The 21,663-nt window shown below is 68.3% G+C and carries 23 protein-coding genes and 1 pseudogene; 9 read left to right on the forward strand and 15 right to left on the reverse strand.

What is annotated here, in order from left to right; genetic code table 11:
- Positions 1 to 125 precede the first annotated feature (125 nt).
- Entirely contained in the window at positions 126 to 1,022 is an 897-nt protein-coding gene (locus tag QN350_RS03425; protein ID WP_322139540.1) for a LysR family transcriptional regulator, read from the forward strand.
- Here QN350_RS03425 and QN350_RS03430 read toward each other — a convergent pair.
- Together QN350_RS03430 and QN350_RS03435 are read right to left on the reverse strand one after the other, a co-directional pair.
- A complete protein-coding gene (locus QN350_RS03430) occupies positions 991 to 1,860 on the reverse strand; it encodes an aldo/keto reductase (RefSeq protein ID WP_323515793.1) in 870 nt (289 codons plus the stop codon). The two genes, QN350_RS03425 and QN350_RS03430, sit on opposite strands and share 32 nt — an antisense overlap.
- Before the next feature lie 98 nt (positions 1,861 to 1,958).
- Positions 1,959 to 2,930 (reverse strand): aldo/keto reductase, encoded by a 972-nt coding sequence (locus tag QN350_RS03435; protein WP_322139538.1) that lies wholly within the window; start codon positions 2,928 to 2,930, stop codon positions 1,959 to 1,961.
- Between the two features lie 109 nt (positions 2,931 to 3,039).
- On the opposite strand from QN350_RS03435, the gene QN350_RS03440 reads away from it, so the two are divergent.
- A complete protein-coding gene (locus QN350_RS03440; protein ID WP_322139537.1) occupies positions 3,040 to 3,366 on the forward strand; it encodes a hypothetical protein in 327 nt (108 codons plus the stop codon).
- Between the two features lie 33 nt (positions 3,367 to 3,399).
- On the opposite strand, the gene QN350_RS03445 is transcribed toward QN350_RS03440, so the two are convergent.
- From QN350_RS03445 to QN350_RS03465, 5 genes are all read right to left on the reverse strand, one after another.
- Positions 3,400 to 5,994 (reverse strand): ATP-dependent Clp protease ATP-binding subunit, encoded by a 2,595-nt coding sequence (locus QN350_RS03445; RefSeq protein ID WP_322139536.1) that lies wholly within the window; start codon positions 5,992 to 5,994, stop codon positions 3,400 to 3,402.
- A 113-nt stretch (positions 5,995 to 6,107) separates the two neighbouring features.
- A complete protein-coding gene (locus tag QN350_RS03450; protein WP_322139535.1) occupies positions 6,108 to 6,410 on the reverse strand; it encodes a hypothetical protein in 303 nt (100 codons plus the stop codon).
- Between the two features lie 58 nt (positions 6,411 to 6,468).
- Positions 6,469 to 7,212, reverse strand: a complete 744-nt coding sequence (locus QN350_RS03455) for a maleylpyruvate isomerase family mycothiol-dependent enzyme (protein WP_322139534.1) — start codon at positions 7,210 to 7,212, stop codon at positions 6,469 to 6,471.
- A 24-nt stretch (positions 7,213 to 7,236) separates the two neighbouring features.
- Complete coding sequence (locus tag QN350_RS03460) at positions 7,237 to 7,872, reverse strand: FMN reductase (protein WP_322139533.1); 636 nt, start codon at positions 7,870 to 7,872, stop codon at positions 7,237 to 7,239.
- 2 nt (positions 7,873 to 7,874) lie between these two features.
- Positions 7,875 to 8,990 (reverse strand): LLM class flavin-dependent oxidoreductase, encoded by a 1,116-nt coding sequence (locus tag QN350_RS03465; RefSeq protein ID WP_322139532.1) that lies wholly within the window; start codon positions 8,988 to 8,990, stop codon positions 7,875 to 7,877.
- A 494-nt stretch (positions 8,991 to 9,484) separates the two neighbouring features.
- Here QN350_RS03465 and QN350_RS03470 point away from each other — a divergent pair, with 494 nt between their 5' ends.
- The gene (locus tag QN350_RS03470; protein WP_281534618.1) at positions 9,485 to 9,694 is read left to right on the forward strand and encodes a hypothetical protein; all 210 of its coding nucleotides are present in this window, start codon (positions 9,485 to 9,487) and stop codon (positions 9,692 to 9,694) included.
- Between the two features lie 19 nt (positions 9,695 to 9,713).
- Here the strand turns inward: QN350_RS03470 and aroD are convergent, their stop codons facing one another.
- Both aroD and QN350_RS03480 read right to left on the reverse strand, forming a co-directional pair.
- Complete coding sequence (gene aroD / locus QN350_RS03475) at positions 9,714 to 10,493, reverse strand: type I 3-dehydroquinate dehydratase (protein ID WP_322139531.1); 780 nt, start codon at positions 10,491 to 10,493, stop codon at positions 9,714 to 9,716.
- On the reverse strand, positions 10,490 to 11,398 hold the full coding sequence (locus QN350_RS03480; protein WP_322139530.1) for a shikimate dehydrogenase: 909 nt from the start codon (positions 11,396 to 11,398) through the stop codon (positions 10,490 to 10,492). Before QN350_RS03480 ends, aroD begins: the two co-directional genes overlap by 4 nt.
- A gap of 127 nt (positions 11,399 to 11,525) precedes the next feature.
- Here QN350_RS03480 and QN350_RS03485 point away from each other — a divergent pair, with 127 nt between their 5' ends.
- Both QN350_RS03485 and QN350_RS03490 read left to right on the forward strand, forming a co-directional pair.
- Positions 11,526 to 12,506, forward strand: a complete 981-nt coding sequence (locus QN350_RS03485) for a Gfo/Idh/MocA family oxidoreductase (protein ID WP_322139529.1) — start codon at positions 11,526 to 11,528, stop codon at positions 12,504 to 12,506.
- 72 nt (positions 12,507 to 12,578) lie between these two features.
- Positions 12,579 to 12,770 (forward strand): annotated as a pseudogene (locus tag QN350_RS03490) (SUMF1/EgtB/PvdO family nonheme iron enzyme); the annotation flags it as partial.
- Here the strand turns inward: QN350_RS03490 and QN350_RS03495 are convergent.
- From QN350_RS03495 to QN350_RS03505, 3 genes are all read right to left on the reverse strand, one after another.
- Positions 12,745 to 14,403, reverse strand: coding sequence for an HNH endonuclease signature motif containing protein (locus QN350_RS03495; RefSeq protein WP_322139528.1), 1,659 nt, complete (start codon positions 14,401 to 14,403; stop codon positions 12,745 to 12,747). The pseudogene QN350_RS03490 and the gene QN350_RS03495 sit on opposite strands and share 26 nt — an antisense overlap.
- Positions 14,404 to 14,516: 113 nt before the next feature.
- A complete protein-coding gene (locus QN350_RS03500; RefSeq protein ID WP_322139527.1) occupies positions 14,517 to 15,947 on the reverse strand; it encodes a DHA2 family efflux MFS transporter permease subunit in 1,431 nt (476 codons plus the stop codon).
- Entirely contained in the window at positions 15,937 to 16,467 is a 531-nt protein-coding gene (locus QN350_RS03505) for a PadR family transcriptional regulator (protein WP_281534611.1), read from the reverse strand. Before QN350_RS03505 ends, QN350_RS03500 begins: the two co-directional genes overlap by 11 nt.
- Positions 16,468 to 16,591: 124 nt before the next feature.
- Here QN350_RS03505 and QN350_RS03510 point away from each other — a divergent pair, with 124 nt between their 5' ends.
- Positions 16,592 to 17,434, forward strand: a complete 843-nt coding sequence (locus tag QN350_RS03510; protein WP_322139526.1) for an alpha/beta hydrolase — start codon at positions 16,592 to 16,594, stop codon at positions 17,432 to 17,434.
- Here the strand turns inward: QN350_RS03510 and QN350_RS03515 are convergent.
- On the reverse strand, positions 17,406 to 18,206 hold the full coding sequence (locus QN350_RS03515; RefSeq protein WP_322139525.1) for an alpha/beta hydrolase: 801 nt from the start codon (positions 18,204 to 18,206) through the stop codon (positions 17,406 to 17,408). The genes QN350_RS03510 and QN350_RS03515 overlap by 29 nt on opposite strands.
- Before the next feature lie 134 nt (positions 18,207 to 18,340).
- Here QN350_RS03515 and QN350_RS03520 point away from each other — a divergent pair, with 134 nt between their 5' ends.
- Positions 18,341 to 18,898 (forward strand): cysteine hydrolase family protein, encoded by a 558-nt coding sequence (locus tag QN350_RS03520; protein WP_322139524.1) that lies wholly within the window; start codon positions 18,341 to 18,343, stop codon positions 18,896 to 18,898.
- A 184-nt stretch (positions 18,899 to 19,082) separates the two neighbouring features.
- Here the strand turns inward: QN350_RS03520 and QN350_RS03525 are convergent, their stop codons facing one another.
- A complete protein-coding gene (locus QN350_RS03525; protein ID WP_322139523.1) occupies positions 19,083 to 19,340 on the reverse strand; it encodes an SHOCT domain-containing protein in 258 nt (85 codons plus the stop codon).
- A 116-nt stretch (positions 19,341 to 19,456) separates the two neighbouring features.
- Positions 19,457 to 19,903, reverse strand: a complete 447-nt coding sequence (locus QN350_RS03530) for a DUF6325 family protein (protein ID WP_322139522.1) — start codon at positions 19,901 to 19,903, stop codon at positions 19,457 to 19,459.
- A gap of 328 nt (positions 19,904 to 20,231) precedes the next feature.
- Here QN350_RS03530 and QN350_RS03535 point away from each other — a divergent pair, with 328 nt between their 5' ends.
- Both QN350_RS03535 and QN350_RS03540 read left to right on the forward strand, forming a co-directional pair.
- On the forward strand, positions 20,232 to 20,615 hold the full coding sequence (locus QN350_RS03535; protein WP_322139521.1) for an SHOCT domain-containing protein: 384 nt from the start codon (positions 20,232 to 20,234) through the stop codon (positions 20,613 to 20,615).
- Positions 20,616 to 20,678: 63 nt separating this feature from the next.
- Positions 20,679 to 21,638, forward strand: a complete 960-nt coding sequence (locus QN350_RS03540) for a 1-phosphofructokinase family hexose kinase (protein ID WP_322139520.1) — start codon at positions 20,679 to 20,681, stop codon at positions 21,636 to 21,638.
- The last annotated feature ends 25 nt before the right edge of the window (positions 21,639 to 21,663 follow it).

The following is a 21,663-nucleotide window of genomic DNA, read 5'->3' on the forward strand; positions in this document are numbered from 1 at the left end:
GGGGGGCCCCCGCTGGGGGGGGCGCGCTTCGGGACCAGTATCGACCCCTGACCGCGAAAAGACGAGGCGGCGGATCCATTCGTCCTGGCTGTGAATGGCATCGATTCACGCACTAGCCTTGCTGAATGGAACTTCGCCAACTCGAACATTTTGTGATCGTCGCCGAGGAACGCCACTTCACCCGGGCCGCCGACATCCTGCAGATTTCGCAGTCCGGACTGTCGGCATCCGTTCGGGCGCTCGAAAGCGAGCTCGGGACCTCACTCTTCATCCGCAGCACCCGCAGCGTCGAACTCTCGGTCGCCGGCCAGGCCTTCCTGGTCGAGGCACTCCGGACGCTCGCGAGTGCCACCGCCGCCCAGAACGCGGTTGCGGCCGTGCGCGGCCTCATGCTCGGTCGACTGACGGTCGGCGCAGAGCCGTGCCTGGGTTCGGTCGACCTTCCCGGAGAGCTCGCCCGCTTCCGGACGACGCATCCCGGAGTCGACGTACGTCTGCGGCACGCCGGGTCTCTCGAGCTCATCGAGGGTGTCGCGAGCGGCCGCACCGACGTCGCCCTCATCGTCTCGGCGGGCGACCCGCCTGCCGGTATCCGGCTCAGTCCGCTCAGCACCCAGAAGCTCGTCGTGCTGTGCCATCCCGATCACCCGTTCGCGTCCAGGGGCTCAGTGGACCTGGCGTCCCTGCACGCCGAGTCCCTCGTCGGCTTCCCCGCCGGTTGGGGCGCGCACACCCTCGCCCGGCGCGGTTTCGCGGCCGCCGGGTTCGACTATCGGGCCGCCCTCGAGGTCAACGACGTGCATCCGCTGCTCGACCTCGTCGGCTACAACCTCGGTGTCGCGATCGTGCCGGAGAGCTTCGCGGCGAAGCGTCCCGACCTCCTGCGATCCATTCAGATCGAGGATCCGATGCCGCCCTGGACCGTCGCCGTCGCCGTGGCGTACGAGCCCAGCCCGGCCGCCACGGCCTTCCTCACCCGGCTCGCCGGGATCAGCCCAGCAGCGCCAGTTCCTCAGGCGTGAGCAGGAGTCCGGTAGCCTGAACCGAATCCCGGATGCTCTCCGGCCGGGAGGCTCCGGGGATCGGGATGACCACAGGGGACTTCGCGAGGTGCCAGGCCAGGCAGACGACCTGCGGGCTGACGCCGCGGTCGGCCGCTACCTGCTGGAACGGCGCAAAGCGTTCGCCGAGGCGGGACGCGGAGGAGATCCCGCCGAGCGGGCTCCACGGGATAAAGGCGATTCCGAGTTCGGTGCAGAGCTCGAGCTCCGGTTCGCTGCTGCGGAACGCGGGAGAAAACTGGTTCTGCACGCTCGCGAGGCGTCCGCCGAGGAGCTCCCTCGCGAGCCGGATCTGATCGACGTTCGCGTTCGAGATGCCGGCGAGGCGGATCGTGCCGGCGTCGAGCAGCTCAACGAGCGCCCCGATGGAATCGGCGTACGGCACCGCCGGGTCCGGCCGGTGGAACTGGTAGAGGCCGATCGCCTCGCCGCCGAGTCGCGCGAGCGACGCCTCCGCGGCCTTCTTGAGGTACTCCGGGCGGCCGTCGACATACCAGGTGCCGTCTCCGGGGCGCAGGTGCCCGCCCTTCGTGGCGACGAGTACGTCGCTCGTGTCCCCGCCCCAGGACGCGATCGCTCCGGCGATGAGGGTTTCGTTGTGGCCGACCTCGTCGGCGTGCAGGTGGTACGCGTCAGCGGTGTCGAACAGGGTCACGCCCTCGTCGAGGGCGGCGTGGATGGTCGCGACGGACCTGGCCGCATCCGGTCGTCCTTCGATCGACATCGGCATTCCGCCGAGTCCGATCGTGCTCACGGCGCGGTCGGCGATCATTCGGGTCGGCAGTGTTCGGGTCGTCATGGTTTCCTTCTTCGAGCGGTTGACGGTGCTATCGGTGGCTGGAGTATTCGTGTGGGAATTCCGTTCAGAATCCGGTTCAGGAGCCGGTTCGTGCCTGTTCACCAGGCGTAATCCTCCGGGGCGGGCTTGTGCCCGGGGAAGATCTCATCGAGCCGGGCCAGCGCCGCAGCGTCGAGGGTGACGTCGAGAGCCCGGAGACCGTCGTCGAGCTGGGCCTGGGTCCGCGGCCCGATGATCGGCGCCGTCACTCCCGGCTGGTGCAGGAGCCACGCCAGCGCCACGTCTCCCGGCTCGTGTCCCAGCTCTGCGGCGAAGTCCTCGAAGGCCTGGATGGCCGGTCGGTGCGCGGCGAGCGTCTCGGCGGATCGGCCCTCGAGGCGCCGTTTCCCGTCGCGCTCCTTGCCGAGCACTCCCCCGAGAAGACCGCCCTGCAACGGGGACCAGGCGATCACGCCGAGCCCGTTCGCGCGCGCCGCCGGGAGCACTTCGAGCTCGAGGTCCCTGGTGAGGAGGTTGTAGATCGACTGTTCACTCACGAGACCGGTGTAATTGCGGCGCCGCGCTTCCGCCTGGGCCGTCGCGATGTGCCACCCGGCGAAGTTGCTGCTGCCGGCGTAGAGGATCTTGCCCTGAGCGACGGCGGTCTCCATGGCCTGCCAGATCTCGTCCCAGGGAGTTTCCCTGTCGATGTGGTGGAACTGGTAGACGTCGATGTAGTCCGTCTGCAACCGGCGGAGGCTCGCGTCGAGGGCACGGCGGATGTTGAGGGCCGAGAGCCGGCCGTTGTTCGGCCAATCCGAGGTCGTCCCGTAGAGCTTGGTGGCGAGCACGGTTCGCTCCCTGCGCTCGCCGCCGCCCGCGAACCACCGGCCGACGAGGGACTCGGTGGCCCCTGGCCCGAGGCCGCCACCGTAGACGTTCGCCGTGTCGAAGTAGTTGATCCCCGAGGCGAGCGCCGAGTCCATGATCGAGTGCGCCTCCGGTTCCGGTGTGAGCGGCCCGAAGTTCATGGTGCCGAGGCACAGGCGGGAGACGGACAGACCAGAACGACCGAGGTGTGTGTATTCCATGACTTCAGCCTCCTCCGCGAGCACTGATCTGTCCAACAGTCGTCATTGCTGTGATTGACCAGTCCAGGTTCTCAATCAGGCGCCCGGAAAGCTGGGTACAGTTTCGAGCATGAAACTCACCGACATCGACCCGCCCGGTCGCAGTTTTTCGCGCTGGCTCACCGAGGAAGAGATCGGACGCGTGCTCGCGAGCGATCGCCATTGGCGGCTCGCCGAGGACGGGAGCGTCGTGGCAGGAAAGCTCAGGAAGATCAGGATCACCGATTCCCTCGAGGACCTCGGCCGTGCCGCCCTCGTCAACCGGTGGACAGCCCGAGCTGCCGCCCCCGGTAGCGACGGCAGCGGTCCGACGCACATCATGTGGGGCGTGTTCAATGCCCGCTCCGACACCGAGATCGCCGCCGAGATCGCCGCAGGGACCGCCGCCAGGAGCTGAAACAGTCTGGCGGCGAGTCCTTGCTGCGACTCCCTAGGCCGCGATGGGCAGGGTCTGCCCCGGCGCGGATGCCGCGGCGGCGACGACGAGGGCGCCCTCCGAAACCGAGACCTCGACACCCGTGCTCGCCAGCAGGTCGGAGCCGACGAGCAGGTCTGCGATTCTGTCGTCGAGCTCACGCTGGATCACCCTGCGGAGCGGCCGGGCGCCGTACTCGGGTTCGTATCCCCGCGTGGCGATCCAGTCGATCGCCTCCTCGGTCACCGTGAGGCCGAAGCCCTGGGCGGCGAGCCGGGTGCGCGTCCCGCCGAGCAGCATCTGCACGATGTCGTGCAGTTGCGGAGCCTCGAGCTTGCGGAACAGCACGATCTCGTCGAGCCGGTTCAGGAATTCCGGGCGCATGGCCTCGCGGAGCTTGCCCATCACCCGGTCGCGGAGAGCCTTCTCCGAGCCGAAGCCGTTGTCGGCCCCGCCGTCGATCTGGGCGGTGAAGCCGAGGGCGCCGCTCCGGCTGGCGAGGAACTCGGAGCCGAGGTTGGAGGTCATGATGATGACCGTGTTCCGGAAGTCGACGGTGCGACCCTGGCCGTCGGTCAGGCGTCCGTCGTCGAGCACCTGCAACAGCAGGTTGAACACGTCGGGGTGGGCCTTCTCGATCTCGTCGAGCAGGATCACCGAGTACGGGTTCCTGCGCACGCGCTCGGTCAGCTGCCCGGCCTCGTCGTAGCCGACGTAGCCGGGAGGGGACCCGACGAGCCGGCTCACGGTGTGGCGTTCGCCGAACTCGCTCATGTCGAAGCGCACCATCGCGTGTTCGTCGCCGAACAGGGATTCGGCGAGTGCCTTCGCGAGTTCGGTCTTGCCGACGCCCGTCGGCCCGAGGAACAGGAAGCTCCCCACCGGCCGGCCCGCATCGTTCATCCCGGTGCGGTTGCGGCGTACCGCCTTGGCGATGAGCTCGACGGCGTCGTCCTGGCCGACGACGCGCCCGTGCAGCTCGGCCTCGAGCAGGCCGAGGCGGGACCGGTCGTCCGCGGTGAGGCGCGCGACGGGGATGCCGGTCGCGCGGGCGATGACGCCGGCGATCTCGGCCTCTCCGACGACGGCCTCCACCGCCAGCGCCTGCGTGGGGTCGTCCTCGCGCGCCAGCTGCGACTGCACCGCCTCGATTTCGTCGCGCAGCCGGGAGGCCTCTTCGTACTGCTCGGTGAGGACGGCCGCGCTCTTGGCCTCCTCGAGTGTCACCACGCGCGCACGCAGGGCCTCGAGGGCGTCACGGTCGGGCAGTGAGCCGAGGGTCAGGCGCAGCCGGGCGCCGGCCTGGTCGATCAGGTCGATGGCCTTGTCCGGCAGGAAGTGGTCTGGCACGTACCGGGCGGAGAGCTCGACGGCGGCACGCAGCGCCTCGTCGGTGTAGCGCACGCCGTGGTGCTCTTCGTAACGGCCGCGCAGCCCCGCGAGGATGCTGACCGCGTCGTCGATGCTCGGCTCACCGACCCGCACGGTCTGGAAACGGCGTTCGAGGGCCGGGTCCTTCTCGACCTTGCGGTATTCCTTGAGCGTCGTGGCACCGATCACGTGCAGTTCGCCGCGCGCGAGCCTGGGCTTGAGGATGTTCCCGGCGTCCATGCCGCCGTCGTCGGATCCGCCGGCGCCGACGACGGTGTGGAGCTCATCGATGAAGATCACGAGCTCGCCGCTGTGGGCGCTGATCTCGTCCATGGCCTTGCCGAGGCGTTCTTCGAAGTCGCCGCGGTACCGGGTTCCTGCGACCATCGCCGCGAGGTCGAGTGCCACGACGCGCTTGCCGCGCAGTTGCTCCGGCACCGTTCCCGCGACGATGGCCTGCGCCAGTCCCTCGACGACGGCGGTCTTGCCGACGCCCGCCTCGCCGATCAGCACCGGGTTGTTCTTGGTGCGCCGGGAGAGGATCTCGATCGTCTGCTCGATCTCGTCTGCACGGCCGATCACGGGGTCGAGCTTCCCGTCGCGGGCCAGGGCCGTGAGGTCGGTGCCGTAGGTGTCGAGCGTGGGCGTCTCGGACGCGGAGGCCTGGGCTGATGCCTGGCCAGGGGCCCCGCCCGCTGCATCCGACTGCGGCTCGCGCGCGCCCGCCTGCAGGGATTCCTGGGTGATGCCAGCCGAGGCGAGAATCTGGCCGGCCGGGGAGTCCTCGTTCACCACGAAGGCGAAGAAGAGATGCTCGGGGTCGATGTACGTCGACCCGAAGGCGCGCGCGATCTGGTGCGCGTCGAGGAGGGCGCGCTGGGCAGACGGGGTGAGGCCTGGCGTCGCGTCCCCGGTCGGGTCGGAACGTTCCGGCAGGCGCTGCTCGGCGGCCAGGGCGAGGGCAGCGGGGTCTGCGCCGGCATTCCGGATCGCTTGGGCGGCGGGTTCGCGCAGGACGAGGACCCGGAGGATGTGCAGGACGTCGACGTGGGAGTGCCCGTGGTCGACGGCGTACTGGGCGGCCTCGGCGAGCACCTCATGGGTGCGGCGGCTGAGCAGCCGGGTGATGTCGATCGGTCGTCCTGCCGGTGCTGCGCCCTGCTGGCCCTGCAGGTAACGGGCGATGAACTCGTCGAACGAACCGTTGCCGGAATCGGCGGGGCCGAAGAATGTAGGCACGAGACCTCCTGATGTTCAAACTTGAGTGCTGTTGACTCAACTCAACGTCGGGCCGTTCGTTTCATTCCCGCCCCAGGCTGGGAAACGTCCGGTTACGCGGTCGGCGAACGGAGTCAGATCCCGAGGATGCCGCGGGCCACGACGACGACGACGGTCACTGCCGCGATGCCGAGGGCGCACAGGACCAGGCTACGGCCGTGGACGCCTGCGGGCATGACCCTGACGGCGCGCAGCGAGTACGCGAACCCGACGAAGACGGCGATGACTCCCCAGAACGGGACCACGAGCGCGAGGGCGAAGCCGGCGAGGGTGATCCAGAATCCCAGCGAACGCCCGGGTGTCTTCGTCCAGTCCGCGCGCGGTGCGCCGAGGGCGATCAGTCGGTTGTCCTGCATGTTCGCGCGCGGATCGTCCACACTCTGCCCCCGTTGCTTCGGCTCCCAGTCTCCCACGCGACGCGGGCGTTCAGGCGGCTCAGAGCCACCGCGGCGGGTCGGCCGGAGTCCCGGTGCTCGAGGTCACGTCCGAACCGCCCCGCCCGGTCGCCCACTTCACGAGGCCAGCGACGCTGCCGGACACGACGACGGGATGCTCGGAACGGAGGTCGCCGAACCTGCGCTCGGGCTGGGCTCCGGTGACCGAGAGCACAAGATCTCCCCCGTCGCCCCGCGCAGCCCACGCCGAGGTGATCTCGGCGAGCAGCCGGTCGAGCACCTCGACCGGCACGTCGTCGAAGGCGGCGCCGGTCGCGAGGTCGACCGTGTGCACCCAGAGTTCCTGGTTGCGCATCCACACGGTCTCGGACACGGGAATCTCGCGGCCGCTCGGAGTCCGGACCGGGTGGCTCCACGTCTCGGGCGTGAGCCGGCGCCACGCGGCGTCCAGCTGGATGGTCGCGACGTCGAACAGGGTTCGCAGGGCATCGCGGTCGAGCTCCGCCCCGGCGGCGATGTCGCTGTCGCGGGCCTCGTTCGAGGCGTACATCGGCGTTTCGACGTCGGTGCGCGCCCAGGTCACGAGCCGGACCATGCCCCTCGCGTTGTACGCGACGTGCGCGACCACGTGACGACGGCTCCAGCCGGGCAGCAGCGAATCCCCGTCGAGGTCAACGTTCGACAGCCCGTTGAGCTCGTGCGCGAAGAATGCGGTGGCGCGACGGGCGAGCAGGAGTTGCGCGAGCAGCTCGGGGTCAGCGGGGAGAGCGGTGGGTGCGGGCATTCCCCCATTCTCGCAGGGAACGGGTCAGATCGAGGGCTGGAAGCCACCGGTCGGGCTGAAGGATGCGTCGATCGTGAACGGGTCGCGCACGGAGCTGGAGCGGTCGGAGGCGGCGATGAGCGCCGCAAGCTCCCCGGCCGCCCTGTCGATGCGGTCGGGCAGCGTCTTGACCGTGTCCGCGCCGCTTCCCCAGTCCTCCGCAGCCGCGAACACCGCGGTGGTGGCGACGACGGCGTGCAGGTAGGTGAACATCGGGCGGATGGCGTAGTCGAGGGCCAGGGAATGGCGCGCGGTGCCCGCCGTCGCCGCGATGACCGTGGGCATGTCGGTCAGCGAACGGTTGTCGATGACGTCGAAGAACGATTTGAACAGTCCGCTCGCGCTGGTCGTGAAGATCGGCGTGACCGCGATGAGTCCATCCGCACCGGTCACGGCTTCGATCACCGCGTCGAGCTTCGGGCTCGGGAACCCGGTGAGCATGTTGTTCATCACGTCGAGGGCGACATCGCGCAGTTCGAAGATCCTGACCTCGGTGGGGATGCCCTTCTCGGTCAGGCGGGCGGAGGTCGCCTCCGCGAGACGGTCGGCGAGCATCCTCGTGGAGGACGGCTGGCTGAGGCCCGCGGTGACGACGGCGATGGTACGGGTGCGTTCGGTCATGGTCAGGCCACCGTGATCGGAGAGCCGACGGGTGCCGTGGCAGCTGCGGCAGCCGCAGCGACCAGCGACGCGTGGGTGGGGGCATCCGGTACCGTGGCCGGGCGGTTCTTCGCGAACTCGCGGCGCAGCACGGGCACGACCTCTTCACCGAGCAGATCGAGCTGCTCGAGCACGGTCTTGAGCGGGAGTCCGGCGTGGTCCATCAGGAACAGCTGGCGCTGGTAGTCGCCCACATAGTCCCGGAACTCGAGGGTGCGGTCGATGACTTCCTGCGGGCTGCCGACGGTGAGCGGCGTCTGCGAGGTGAACTCCTCGAGGCTCGGGCCATGGCCGTAGACGGGAGCGTTGTCGAAGTACGGGCGGAACTGCTTCACGGCGTCCTGCGAGTTCTTGCTCATGAAGACCTGGCCGCCGAGTCCGACGATCGCCTGCTCTGCGGTGCCGTGGCCGTAGTGCTCGAAGCGCTGGCGGTAGAAGCCGACCATCTTCGCCGTGTGCGAGGCCGGCCAGAAGATGTGGTTGGCGAAGAACCCGTCGCCGTAGAACGCGGCCTGCTCGGCGATCTCGGGGGTGCGGATGCTGCCGTGCCAGACGAACGGCGCGACCCCGTCGAGGGGGCGGGGCGTCGACTGGAAGCCCTGTAGCGGGGTGCGGAACTGGCCCTCCCAGTCCACGAATTCCTCGGTCCAGAGCCGGCGCAGGAGCGCGTAGTTCTCGAGCGCGAGCGGAATGCCCTGGCGGATGTCCTGGCCGAACCACGGGTAGACCGGGCCGGTGTTGCCGCGGCCGAGGGTGAGGTCGACCCGGCCGTCGGCGACGTGCTGCAGCATGGCGAAGTCTTCGGCGATCTTGACCGGGTCACTCGTCGTGATCAGGGTCGTCGCCGTGGAGAGGATGATGCGCTCGGTCTTGGCCGCGATGTAGCCGAGCATGGTGGTCGGGCTCGAGGGCACGAAGGGCGGGTTGTGGTGCTCACCGAGTGCGAAGACGTCGAGGCCGACTTCCTCGACCTTCTGGGCGATCGTCAGGATCGCCTTGATGCGCTCCTGCTCGGTCGGGGTACGGCCGGTGGTCGGGTCGGTTGTCAGGTCTCCGACCGAAAAGATTCCGAACTGCATGGTCAGCCTCTCTGAGTGTTCACTGCATTTTCTCGGGCAGTTTTTCAATGCATTTGCATGGATATCGTACCCAACCGCGATCGGGGGTTTCCTATTCCCGCACGACGGTGACCTCGCCTGAAACTTCGCGGTACTCAGGAATATCTCATGGATCGCCGATATCCGGCCGTTGACATCGCGGAGGGAATCACATAACGTTCCTCCAAAGCTCCTCCGCCCGATGAAGTGCTTCAGGATCCCCGTCGGCCGTTCGGTTACCCGCCGTACTGCCGCACTCGAGAAACCGCTTCATCACGGAAGGACCATTGATGCGGGAACGACTTCAGGCTTTGCCTCACGTCCGTTCGCGACATCATCCGCTGCGCCGCCCATCGGCCCCCACCACGCGCTGAGAGCGCTCACGAGGAACGCCTGGCACCACTGCCGGTTGTCCCTGGTTTGCTCGCCGCCGCAGCTCCCCCACACTCACCCCAGAGAAAGAATTGGGTATCCCCATGAACCACGAATCCTCCGACCTGCCACAGAAGTCCGAACACGAGAACGTCGAATACACCGAGCATCTGAAGCATGCCGACGAGACCGGGAACGCCCAGCCCCTGGCACCGTCGGAGGTGGGCAGCGTGTTCGCCGAGTACCGGCGTCGCCAGCTGAACATCTTCCGCGAACGCGAATCGACTCTCGAGCTCGACGACACGGCGATCTAGCGGGGATCAGCCGGCCCGGTCACCGGGCTGCGTGCACCAGGTCCAGGACGGCCCGTAACTCGCGAGCCTCGATCTGACCCGGTGCGCTCGGGGCTCCGACGGAACCGAACGTGACACAGGAACCGAAGGTCTCCCCGGCCAGCCTCGACACCACTCCCAGTCCGCCCATGGACATCGTGATCACCGGGCACCGGGCCTGCTCCGCGACGAACTCCGCGGTCGCGTCCATCAGGGTGAGAACATCGCGCGGGTTCGACGGCATCACCGCGAGCTTGAGCACATCCGCCCCGAGTTCCTGCTGCTCCGCCAGACGCGCCAGGATCTCGGCCCGCGGCGGTGTGGATTCGAAGTCGTGCGAGGACATCACGACGACGGCGCCCGCGTCGTGGGCCGCGCTCACGATGCCGAGCAGGACCGCCCGCTCGGTGAAAAGTTCGACGTCGATCGCATCGACGCCGGCGGCGATCGCCAGCCCGATCAGGTCGGCGTAGGCCTCCGGGGACACGTCGCGCTGCCCGCCTTCCCGCTTCGTGCGGAACGTGAAGATCACCGGGACCTCCTCCGGGAGGGCGGCACGCACGACGGCGATCGCGTCCCGGACCGCCGCCGGCGTGTCCCAGCCGGAGAAGAAGTCGATCCGGAGTTCGACGAGGTCGTAGTCGCCTGCGACGAGCCCGGACGCGGCCGCCGAGAGTTCGGCGATCGTCGCCCCGACGAGCGGAACGCAGATCTGCGGCCTGCCCTCGCCGAGCACGATCGAGCGCAACCGCACCGCGGGGCGCCCCGTCGTGCCGGTCACGATGCCTCGCCCCCTGCTAACTCCTGGGCCGGTGCCTGGTGGGGTGAAAGGCCGACGGCGGCCCGCATGGCAGCACGGATGCCCGCCTCACCGGGCACGGGTTCGTCCTGTTCCCCGCCGGTGAAGATGCGCACCTGGCTGATCGCCTGCTCGACGAGCATGTCGAGGCCGCTGAAGACGACGCCGCCTGCGGCAGCCCAGCCCTCGGCTATCGGGCTCGGCCAGGGGTCGTATGCGACGTCGAAAAGAATGGAACCGGCACCCACTGGCCGGAGGTCGAGGCCATCGGCGACCCCGCCCGGTAGCGTACTGATCACGAAGGGCAGCGGTCCGGCGCCGGCGAGCTCGCCGAGCCGCCGAAGCCGCACGGGGACCCCGAGCCGATCTCCGAGCGCCACCAGCTCGGCGGCCCTGGCGGGATCGCGCAGGTAGACCGTGATCTCCGCCGCGCCGAGCACGTGCGCCGCGTAGAGCGCCGAGGCTGCCGTCGCTCCGCCACCGAGGATCACGGCAGAGGAGGCCGGGTCCAGCGCCGTCACCGTGCGGACGATGCCGTCGACGTCGGTGTTGAAGCCGTGCACCCGGCGCCGGCCGGTGTCGGTGTCGGAGGTGAACAGCACGGTGTTCGCGACGCCGAGTTCGTCGACGAGCGGCGACGTCGTGTCGAGCAGCGGGAGGACCTCGCGTTTGAGCGGCATCGTGAGGCTCAGTCCGAGCCAGCTGTCGTCGAGGGCGGCGAGCCACGCGGTCAGCTCCCCCGTGCGGACCTCGGCCCGGGAATAGTCGAACGGGACGCCGAGCAGGCCGTAGGCCGTGGCATGGAGCACTGGCGACAGCGAGTGCCCGATCGGAGACCCCAGAACCGCGAGGCGACGGCGGCCGGCCGGGGAAACGGGTTCAGGCACGGGACCCTCCGATTCGTTTCTTCGACAGATGCGGCGGCAGGCCGCTGCTCAATGGTAGTGTCCCGAATATGTCCCTAAACGCAACAAATAGTCGTCGCAGTGCCGCGGCCCGTGGGTCGGTGCGCTGATGCTCCGGATCGGAATCCTCGGTGCCGCAGGCATCGCACCGGCCGCGATCATCCGGCCGGCGCGGCGACGCACCGATGTCGTGATCGCCGCGGTTGCCTCGCGCCGGGCATCCGCTGCCGCCGCCTACGCACTGGAACACGGCATCGAGCGATCATACGGCGACTACCGCGCACTCCTGGCGGACCCGGAGATCGACCTCGTCTACGTCGCGCTGCCGCCCTCCGAGCACGCCGAGTGGTCGATTGCAGCGCTCGAGGCCGGCAAGGACGTTCTATGCGAGAAGCCCTTCACGATGAACGCCACCGAGGCCGGGCGGATGCGCCGGGCGGCCGCCGAGACCGGCCGACGTCTCATCGAGGCGTTCCACGACCGGTATCACCCGCTCAGCCTCGAGCTCGACGCCATCGTCGCCTCCGGCCGGCTCGGCGAGCTCGTATCGCTGCGCGGTGAGTTCTCGGGCAGCAATCCCTTCGACCCGACGTCGATCCGGCACATCCCGGCCCTCGGCGGTGGCTCGTTGATGGACCTCGGCTGCTACCCGCTGCACTGGGTGCGGGCGCTCACGGGTGAGGAACCCCTCGTCACGAGCGCCGTAGCCACCCTGAACCCGCTGGGGGCCGATATGAGCATGGATGCCGCGCTGTTGTTCCCCTCCGGGGTCACCGCCCGGGTCTCGTCCAGCATGATCGCAGGCACTCTCCTCAACACCTCGTTCGACATCGTCGGAACCGAGGGCAGCGTGCACGTCGACAACATGGTCTTCCCGTCCCGCGGCCACAGCATCCGCGAGGTCAACCGGGGAATCGAGAGCTGGCTCACGGTGCGCGGCAACGAGACCTACGATCACCAGCTTGATGCGGTCGTGCGCGGCCTAGCGAGCGGTGAACCGCTCCTCACGGAGGGGGACGATTCCCTCGGGAATATGACGGCGATCGATGCCATCTATGCCGCGGCGGGGATCGAGCGCGCCGTCGACTAGCGCCTCCCCCATCCGGGGTGGACAAACCGCACGAACGCTGATTCCGGCTCAGGCTGCTGCACCTAGGAGGAAAGCCTCGATCCGGCTCAGCCCCAGTTCGCCGTACCGCGCAAGGTCGTCAAGGGCGGGTCTTTCCTGTGTGCGGACAGCTACTGCCTGCGGTACCGGCCCTCGGCCAGACGACCGCAACCGATCGACACGGGGATGAGCCATGTGGGCTTCCGCTGCGCAGCCCCGGTCAGTCGCGGTTCGGTGGCCCGGTAAGCACCTGATGGGCGCGGTGCCTGTTCGGTGGCCGCCAGAGTCGCTGGGGATCGATGAGCCCCGGGGCCCGGACCTGGGGTGAGCCTTTCACCATGCGGATCTCCCACCCGGAGGTGTCGATCGTGTGGTGATGGAACCAACAGAGTAGGACACCGTTGTCGACCGTGGTGGGTCCGTTCTGCGCCCACGGCTTCACGTGGTGCACTTCGGCCCAGTGAGCCGGTGCTTTGCAGCCGGGGATGATGCAGCCGCCGTCGCGGGCGGTGATCGCCCGGCGTTGCGCCCGGTTGAAATACCTTCGTTCCGGACCGAGCTTGAGGACCTGGTTGTTCTCCCCGAACAGGACGCCTTGGAAGCCGCCGTCACAGATCCGCTGATGCACGGTCTTGAGCGACACCGGGGCCTCGACGCCGTCGATCCACCCGACGCCGACGCCGCTCGCGAGGTCGGCGGCGTTCACGTGCACCATCACGGTCGGGGCTGACCCGCCCATCGACGGGGTGTCTTCGTCCCGGGCGGCATGCTCGAACAGGGCCCGGAGGATGTCCGCACGTTTCTCCCCGCCCGTGCGGGTATCGGCGCGGCGCTCCCGCAATTCCGCTTCGATCACGTCCAGTTCCGGGCCCGTGCCCGCGTCGGTGCCGGCGGTCTCGGCGCCGGGGATCATCTGCCCGGAATCCATCCGGGCCTGTTCCTCCTCGGTTGGAAAGGCGGGCCGGGCGTGGAAGCTGAGGAAGGCGTCGAAGAGGGTGTTCATCATCCCGAAGAGTTCCGGGGTCACCCCACCCTTCACCGGATACAAGCCGTTCTTGAGTTGTCCGAAGCCGATGTTGGACTTCGCTTCGAAGAGGTCTTCCTGGGGCAGGACCCCGTCGGGGTCGAGGATGGCCTGCCACTGCAGCACCATGCCGCGGATCAGGTCCGCGGCCGCGGGCACCCCGGCGCCGGCGAGGATCTCCGTTTCCGGGGTGATCCACCCGGCCGCCGTGGCGACCAAGGCACGTTCGGCGACCTCGACCTCGGCCGGGACCGCCCGGTGACTGACCGCCCCGAGTCCCGTGGCGATCAGCTCGGCCGCTTCCACCCCGATATCCCCCGCGGCGAGGGCGGCCCCGACCACCGGGAACAACGGCGGCAACACCGCCAGGCCCGCCCGGCGGGGCAACACCGCGTCCCCGAGTTTCGTCCGCCGCTTCACCTCCCGGGCCGAGACCCGGGTCACCCGCGTGAGCACGTCCCAGGGGCCCCGGCACCCCATCTTCCACGCCAGACCCTCCCGGCCCAAAACCCGCGCCCGCCGGTCCACATCCGTCGCCGTGGTCACCCGGGCTGCATCAACGTTGCGTCCGATCGCCTCCACAGTGCTGAGCGCCTTCACCGCTTCTGTGTCGCTGAGCAGTCCGACCGGGATCGCGGCCAGGGCCTCTGCGAGAGCCGCCTGCGCCTCGACGAGCCGGGCGACAGCATCCGCATGCACCGACGGCACCGACCCGGCCAACCCTGCCTCACCCTCGAAACCCTCGGCAACGGCGACCGGATGGGCCGACTCGACATCAATGGTGGGCTGATCTCCCGCGGCCCCGGAATCGGGTGTCTGCGGGGTGTGTGACTGGGGATCCGAAGCTCCTGCCATGCCCCGATTCTACCCCGAATCGAACACGAATGCGATACTTACTCACATAATTTTACGTCTCTCATCTTGAATTTAGGACCTGAATACAGTCTGTCCGCCGTTATTCGGCGCCGTTATTCGGCGACGGTGCTGACGAGCGGCACGGGCGTGTCCCTGCCCTGGGTCAGCCAGAGGGCAAGGGCCGCCCCGATCAGGGCGAGCCCGATCAGAATGGCTCCGACGAAGTGGAACGCGTCGATGGTCGCTTCGAGGGTCGCTCCCCCGGCCACGATGGACCCGAGGATGCTGACGCCGATCGACCCGCCCAGCCGCTGCGTGATGTTGAACAGGGTGTTTCCGTCGGCCAGTTCGTCCTCTCGGAGGGGTGCGAGCATCGCGATGAGCAGCGGCGTCGTGACGAAGCCGATTGCGATGGCGCGTCCGGACAGGATCAGCGCCGTCACCCAGAGCGGGGTGCCTTGCTCGAGGAAGAGCAGGAACACGCTCGACGCAGCGAGGATCAGGAACCCGGACACGACGAGCAGCCTGAGCGAGATGCGCCCGGAGAGCTTCTGGCCGACGTAGGTGCCGACGCCCATGATGATGCCCTGGGGCAGGAGGGCGAGTCCCGTCGCGATGGCCGAGTAGCCCTGCACGGACTGCGTGAAGACGGGCAGGAGGAAGACGGTTCCGAAGGCCACGACGGAACAGAGCACCTGCAGCACGAGGGCGACGGCCGAGTTGCGATGCCGGAACATCTGCACGTTGACCGCCGGATTCGGTCGGTGCAGCGCCCAGAACGTGTAGAGCACCAGCAGGACGATCCCGATTCCGAGTGGCAGGTACGAGATCGGTTCGCCCCAGCCCTCGGCTGAGCCCTCTGTCGCCCCGAAGAGCGCGCCGGTGAGGCCAGCGGCGAGCAGGGTGAACCCGAGCGGGTCGAAGCGGATCGAGGCGTTCGGCGGGGCGCCCAGGTGTTTGGGCACCCGCAACAGCAGGAGCAGCCCGACGATGCCGACCGGCACGTTGACCAGAAAGATCCAGCGCCACCCGCCGGCACCGATCAGGAGGCCGCCGAGGGTCGGCCCGAGCGCGGGCGCGAGGAAGAGCGTGAGCGCAGCGGAGATCGGGATGGTGCCGCCGCCGATCCCGTCCTTGCCGAGCAGGATACTCAGGGCCAGTGGCACGAGCGGCGCTCCGACGAAGCCCTGGACGGCGCGGAACGCGATGAGGGAGCCGATGTCGGGCGCGACCGCGCACGCCGCGGAAACGAGCACGAAGAGGATCATGCTGATCGTGTAGACACGCATGGTGCCGAATCGCTTGGCCGCGTACGCCGTGACCGCGAGAGCGACACCGAGTGCGAGCAGATAGCCGCTGACGACCCATTGCACCTCGTTGAGCGGCGCGTTCAGTTCCCGGCCGATGTCCGGAACGGCGACGTTGACAATGCTTGAGTCGATCATGCTCAGGAGCGGCCCGACCAGGAGGCCGTACCGGGCGACGGCACCGAGGCCGACCCGATCGGAGGCTGCTCCGGCGGACGGAACGGTCTCAGTCGACATGGCCCGTGCCCTCTTCGTCGTCCATCAGTCCGGTGACCCATTCCCGCTCGTGATGAAGGGTCGACAGCAGGTGCTCCATGCTCACGCTCGGCCAGTCCGTGCCCTCGCGCTCCGGCCGGGTCGCGATGAGGGCGGCGACCTGGGCGATCTTCTCGTCGAGGGCCGCCGCGCGGGCCGCCAGAATGGCGGCTCGGTCCCGAGAGGACACCTCGTCGAAGAAGCCAAGCCGGATCAGGAATTCCTCTTCGTTGCCAGCGAGGGCGTCAGGCAGGGTCGAGATGAGATCGTGGAAGAGTCCGCGACCGAGCTCGGTGATCGTGTAGACCTTGCGGGAGGGACGTCCGTCCTGGGCGGCGACGGCGTGCGTGACTGCGCCCGCCTTCTCGAAGCGGTGCAGGGCAGGGTAGAGCGAGTTGTTGCTCAGCGCTGCGAAGCTCGGCCGCTGCACACGGCGTTTCAGTTCGTACCCGTGGGCGGGGCTCGAGCGCAGGGCGCTCAGGACGATGATATCGAAGACCATTAGTCCAGTATGACCTATGTCATGGTGTCCAAGTTGGGATCGCGACCTGGGTCCGCGAGTTGCCACCATTCCTCGCAGTTTCCCGGCCTGGCCCGGTGCCCGGCCCGCTCCCTAGGATGTCTCCATGGTGTTCATTCAGGACCTGCACCTTCGCGACGGCCGCACGCTGCGCGTCCACGACAGCGCCCCCGACCACGAACTGGACTCGGCCTTCACCGTGCTCTGGCAACACGGGTCACCCCAGACGGGCGCCCTGCTCGATCCGCTGCAGTCTGCGGCCGCCGCACGCGGCATCCGTCTCATCTCCTATGGGCGGCCGGGCTACGGCGGTTCGTCTGCCCTGCCGGGCCGTGATGTGGCGGCTGCAGCCGCAGACGTCGAACAGCTCGCCGACGCCCTCGGCATCGCCCGATTCGCCGTGATGGGCGCGTCAGGCGGCGGTCCACATGCCCTCGCCTGCGCTGCGCTGCTGCCGGAGCGGGTCTCGGCGGTGGGCTGCCTGGCGACCCTGGCTCCGCTCGAGGCCGACGGTTTCGATTGGTTCGCCAGCATGGCCACGAACGGCGCCTCCCTGCGCGCGGCGCTGCTCGGTCGCGCGGAGCGTACGACCTATGAGGAAACCGAGGACTTCGACCCGGACAGCTTCATCGAGGCGGACTACGACGCACTGGCCGACCCCTGGGCGGCCCTGGGCGCCGATGTCGGACTGGCCTCGGAGGCGGGGCCAGGGGGCCTGATCGACGACGACCTCGCCTTCGTGGCCCCGTGGGGCTTCCCCGTTTCCGCGGTCGCTGCGCCGGTGCTGCTGGTCCAGGGCGGCAGGGACCGGGTGGTTCCGCCGTCTCACGCCGACTGGCTCAACCGACGTCTTCCCCGAGCGGAGCTCTGGCTGCGCCCGGAGGACGGCCACATTTCCGTGCTCGAAGCGTGTCCCGCGGTCATGGATTGGTTGCAGGAGCGCCCGTGATCGTGGCCTGCAGCGCCTCGGCAATCACCCGATCTGCCGAGTCCCGATGGATCGAATGCCCTGCGCCCGCGACGAACGCGTAGCTGAGGTTCGCGTGCCGAGCGGCGAGCCGCTCACCCTGCTCGGGAAGCACCGATGCGCTTCCCGATGCCGGGTCGGCGCCGAGGAGCCGGATCGGCACCCGGACATCGTCGAGGTGCGGTTCGAGATCCCAGGGGCTGGTATCGCTCAATACGCGCTCAACGGTGAACGGGCTGACCACGCGCGCCGCCTCCACCTTCTGGTGCGCGTCCTCCGCATGCCAGCCCGGATTCTCGCTCAGGATCTGGGATGCGTTCGGGTCGGTGATTTCCGCGATGGTCTCGGCCAGGAGCGGCGCGACCGAGCCCGGCCCGAGGGTGAGGGGCGGGTCGAGCAACAGTACGCTCCGAGTCCAGTCCTCGCTGCCCGCCGCTGCGAGGAGTGCGACGGCGCCACCGAGGGAATGTCCGACGACGAGGTCCCAGGGCTTCCCGTGCGCCGGGCGGAGCCGCAAAGTGTCGGCGACGAATCCCGCCAGCGGATAGGACGTCGTGCGCGGGGCACGGCCGTGGCCGCGCTGATCGGGGGCGACCACGAACCACCCCTCGGCGGCGAGTCCGCTCGCGACCCGCCACCAGACCGCCCCTGCGGAGGTGAGTCCGTGCAGCAGCAGTGCGCTCCGCGCCGCGGCCGGGTCGCCCCAGGTCAGCATGGGTAGTTCGACGGAGATTCCGGAATATGGGGCGGTCACGAGGTCCTTGCGGGTGCGGGAGGAGACAGGGAGGATGGAGCCGAGAATACGGCAGCACAACGACACCGCAAATCCGGCCCGTAACAATTAGAGTCGTGTGGGGGAATTGGCACAGGAAACGAAGCGGAGCAGGTGTGAGCACTGGCATTGTGGTCATTGATATCCAGAACGATTACTTCCCAGGGGGCGCATATCCCCTCTCCGGGAGTGAACCCGCCGCGGTGGTCGCCCGGGGTGTCCTCGACTCGGCCCGAGCGATCGGCACCACCGTTCTGCACTTCCAGCACCTCGCCACCGAAGCGGATGCGACGTTCTTCATCCCGGGAACCGCGGGCGTCGAGATCTACCCGCTGGTGGCGCCGTTGGGACAGGAACGCCATTTGACCAAGGGCTCCGCGAACGCGTTCGTCGACACAGGCCTGGAACGGCTGCTGCGCGCGGAGAATATCGATCATCTGGTCATCATGGGCATGATGAGCAGCATGTGCATCGACGCGACCACGCGGGCCGCCCTCGACCTCGGCTTCGCCGTCACGGTGGTGCACAACGCCTGCGCAGCACCCGACTTCGAGTTCCAGGGCACCGAGGTTCCCGGGGCATCCGTTCATGCCGCCTTCATGGCCGCCCTCCGCGATGCCGGTGCCGAGGTGCTCGCCGCGGCCGATCTCGAGCTCGAGCCGCTCCGCGCATAACTCCTGCAGATTCCGGTTTGAGGATTCTTCTGCCGCGGAATTCCGGGCAGCCGCTTCACCACCTCGGGAATTTGCAGGAGTTATGCCGACACCGGGGACGTCCTTCCCACGATGTGCACGACACTGGTCCCCAGACCGCCGGCAGGTCACACAAAGTCATGCATGAATCCTGCGGTAACAATTGTCAGATGCCGAGGAGTTTGGCCTTCGCCGCCGAGAACTCCGCGTCACTGATCACGCCGGCCGTCTTGAGGGTCGCGAGCCGTTCGATCTGGGCGGACAGGCTGTCGTCCGCCGCGGCCGCCGGCTGCGCCGCCTGCGCAGACTCCTGCTGCGGCGGTGCGTACTGCGGCTGCTGCTGTTGCTGGGCGGCCTGCTGGCGCCGGCTGACTCCGCCGGAGACTGCGGTAGCCGTGCCCGCGATCACAGCCGTACGTGCCATAGTCCCCATCAGGCCTGGTCGCCCACCTCGACGCATCATTGTGTTCCTTTCTTCGTGTTCCGAGTCGTATCGCCCGTCGTACTGCCTGTCGCGTCACGTGTCATTGCGTGTGGCTCTCAGTCGGTGTCGGCCCCGGATGCGTCCATCGCCTGGAGCACCTCGTCGACAACCGAATCCGGCACGTGCACGTCTTCGAGAAGGACTCCGCCGGAGTCAACGATCGCATCGCGCAACGGCTTGAACCACGTGTGTTCGAAGACGAGGATGGCCGCCGAGCTGTTGTTCTCGAGGTCGGCGGACAACTCGTCGACGTCATCGTCCGAGAGGAGTCCGTCGGCTCCCTCGAAGAGAGCGGCCAGAGCCGACACGGCTGCATCCTCAGCGATGCCGAGTTCGTCGAACTCCACGAGACTGACCTCGCCGGTCTCATCCTTCGACACCAGCAATGCGTCGATGATGCTGATCGTGTTCCTGTCCACGAGATCGGCCAGCGCCGGCACGATCTTGCCGTTGAACTTGTTTCCCGGAAACGCAACCACGAGCACTTCGATGGGTCCCAGCACGGTGCCTCCTTCGCTCGTCGTCACGACCTCGTCGTCGAGACGCTCTATCAGGACACTGGGGACACTAATCCCGTTCAGTGCGAGCATCAAGGCGCACGCTGACTCGGCCGGTTCCGCCGCAAAAGATGCGGACCACTCCCGCTGAAGGAGCCCTTTCCGGCGAACTCGGGTCGCGCTATGTTCGGGCTGCCGGCGAGTTCGCCCAGCGCTGGCGCGGATCCTGTGCTCGGTTCGCGCTGCCATTTTCCACCCGCGCTGACACCCCCGAAGACCCACGAACACTGGCACCGCACGAACGGACAAGAGCACCTGAGGCAAGGAGAAGCTCATGTTTTCGAATTTCTGGGACGTCGTGTGGTTCTTCTTCTGGAGTTTCGCGTTCATCGCCTATCTCATGGTGCTGTTCTCGATCGTGGGCGACATCTTCCGGGACCACAAGCTCAGTGGCGGGGCCAAGGCCGTCTGGCTGATCTTTCTGGTCTTCGTTCCGTTCCTGACCGCACTCGTCTACTTGGTCGCCCGCGGCCCGGACATGGCCAGGCGGCAGGCGGAACGCGTGCAACAGGCGCAGGACTACACGGATGACTACGTCAGGTCCGTCGCTTCGTCCGCGAGCCCGTCGGGGGAAATCGCGAAGGCGAAAGAACTCCTCGACAGCGGTTCGATCACGGCGACCGAGTTCGAGGCGCTCAAGGCCAAGGCGCTGAAGTAGCGCACAATGTCCTGTCGAACGTCGCTTTCGGGAACGGCAGGGAGCGGCTTCTAGACTGGGAAGATGGACGCCTCGAGCTTTGTGAAGACACCGCCGATTCTGACCCTCACCGTCAACCCCGCTCTCGATGTGAGTACCTCGACGGCCCAGGTGACCAGTGAGCACAAGTTGAGGTGCAGTGCGACGCGTATCGACCCGGGCGGCGGCGGCATCAACGTGGCCAGGGTCATCCGTCGACTCGGCGGAACCGCGCTTTCCCTCTACGCAGCCGGCGGTCCCACTGGAGAGGCCTTCCGCCAGCTCATCGCCACCGAGGGGCTTCCCACGGTCATGGTTCCGATCCGCGAGAGCACCCGCCAGAGTTTCACGGTCGATGAAACGGGTACCGGCAAGCAGTTCCGCTTCGTGCTGCAGGGGCCGGAGTTCACGGAGGCGGAATGGACGGCGTGCCTCGACACTCTCGCCGCCTCGATGCCGGTCGGTGGCTACATTGTGGCGAGCGGAAGCCTGCCTCCCGGGGTCCCCGACGACTTCTATGCGCGCGTCGCCCGCCTCGCCCGCGCGAGCGGTGCACGGTGCATCGTGGATGCCTCCGGCCCTGCCCTGACTGCCGCCCTCGCCGAAGGGGTCTTCCTGGTCAAGCCGAGCCTGCGGGAACTCGAGGCCCACGCTGGCGTCACGCTCGACACGCCGGAAAGCCAGGCGGATGCCGCAGCGCAGCTCGTCGCCGCCGGTTCCGCCGAGCATGTGGCCCTGACCCTCGGCGGGGACGGAGCCGTCCTCGCCTCCGCGAGCGGCGTCATCCGCTCTGAGGTGCCGAAGGTGACGGTGATCAGCACCGTCGGGGCCGGGGACAGCTTTGTGGCTGCCTTCGTGCTGCGGCTCGCCCAGGGGCGAACGGCCGAAGAAGCCTTCCGTGCGGGCGTCGCCGCCGGGAGCGCTACGGCCTCGACCCCCGCCACCGAACTGTGCCACCGGGAGGACGTCGAACGCCTCGAGGCCGAGCTCGCCGCCCGGGCTTGAGCCGATCCGGCGGCGGACGGTCTGG

The sequence above is a fragment of the Cryobacterium sp. 10I5 genome (genome assembly GCF_035019865.1).
Lineage (GTDB): Bacteria > Actinomycetota > Actinomycetes > Actinomycetales > Microbacteriaceae > Cryobacterium > Cryobacterium breve_A.

Coding starts and splice junctions, on each gene's coding strand:
- QN350_RS03425 (WP_322139540.1), top strand. CDS start 126: ATGGAACTTCGCCAACTCGAACATTTTGTGATCGTCGCCGAGGAACGC.
- QN350_RS03430 (WP_323515793.1), bottom strand. CDS start 1,860: ATGACGACCCGAACACTGCCGACCCGAATGATCGCCGACCGCGCCGTG.
- QN350_RS03435 (WP_322139538.1), bottom strand. CDS start 2,930: ATGGAATACACACACCTCGGTCGTTCTGGTCTGTCCGTCTCCCGCCTG.
- QN350_RS03440 (WP_322139537.1), top strand. CDS start 3,040: ATGAAACTCACCGACATCGACCCGCCCGGTCGCAGTTTTTCGCGCTGG.
- QN350_RS03455 (WP_322139534.1), bottom strand. CDS start 7,212: ATGCCCGCACCCACCGCTCTCCCCGCTGACCCCGAGCTGCTCGCGCAA.
- QN350_RS03460 (WP_322139533.1), bottom strand. CDS start 7,872: ATGACCGAACGCACCCGTACCATCGCCGTCGTCACCGCGGGCCTCAGC.
- QN350_RS03465 (WP_322139532.1), bottom strand. CDS start 8,990: ATGCAGTTCGGAATCTTTTCGGTCGGAGACCTGACAACCGACCCGACC.
- QN350_RS03470 (WP_281534618.1), top strand. CDS start 9,485: ATGAACCACGAATCCTCCGACCTGCCACAGAAGTCCGAACACGAGAAC.
- QN350_RS03485 (WP_322139529.1), top strand. CDS start 11,526: ATGCTCCGGATCGGAATCCTCGGTGCCGCAGGCATCGCACCGGCCGCG.
- QN350_RS03495 (WP_322139528.1), bottom strand. CDS start 14,403: ATGGCAGGAGCTTCGGATCCCCAGTCACACACCCCGCAGACACCCGAT.
- QN350_RS03500 (WP_322139527.1), bottom strand. CDS start 15,947: ATGTCGACTGAGACCGTTCCGTCCGCCGGAGCAGCCTCCGATCGGGTC.
- QN350_RS03505 (WP_281534611.1), bottom strand. CDS start 16,467: ATGGTCTTCGATATCATCGTCCTGAGCGCCCTGCGCTCGAGCCCCGCC.
- QN350_RS03510 (WP_322139526.1), top strand. CDS start 16,592: ATGGTGTTCATTCAGGACCTGCACCTTCGCGACGGCCGCACGCTGCGC.
- QN350_RS03525 (WP_322139523.1), bottom strand. CDS start 19,340: ATGGCACGTACGGCTGTGATCGCGGGCACGGCTACCGCAGTCTCCGGC.
- QN350_RS03535 (WP_322139521.1), top strand. CDS start 20,232: ATGTTTTCGAATTTCTGGGACGTCGTGTGGTTCTTCTTCTGGAGTTTC.
- QN350_RS03540 (WP_322139520.1), top strand. CDS start 20,679: ATGGACGCCTCGAGCTTTGTGAAGACACCGCCGATTCTGACCCTCACC.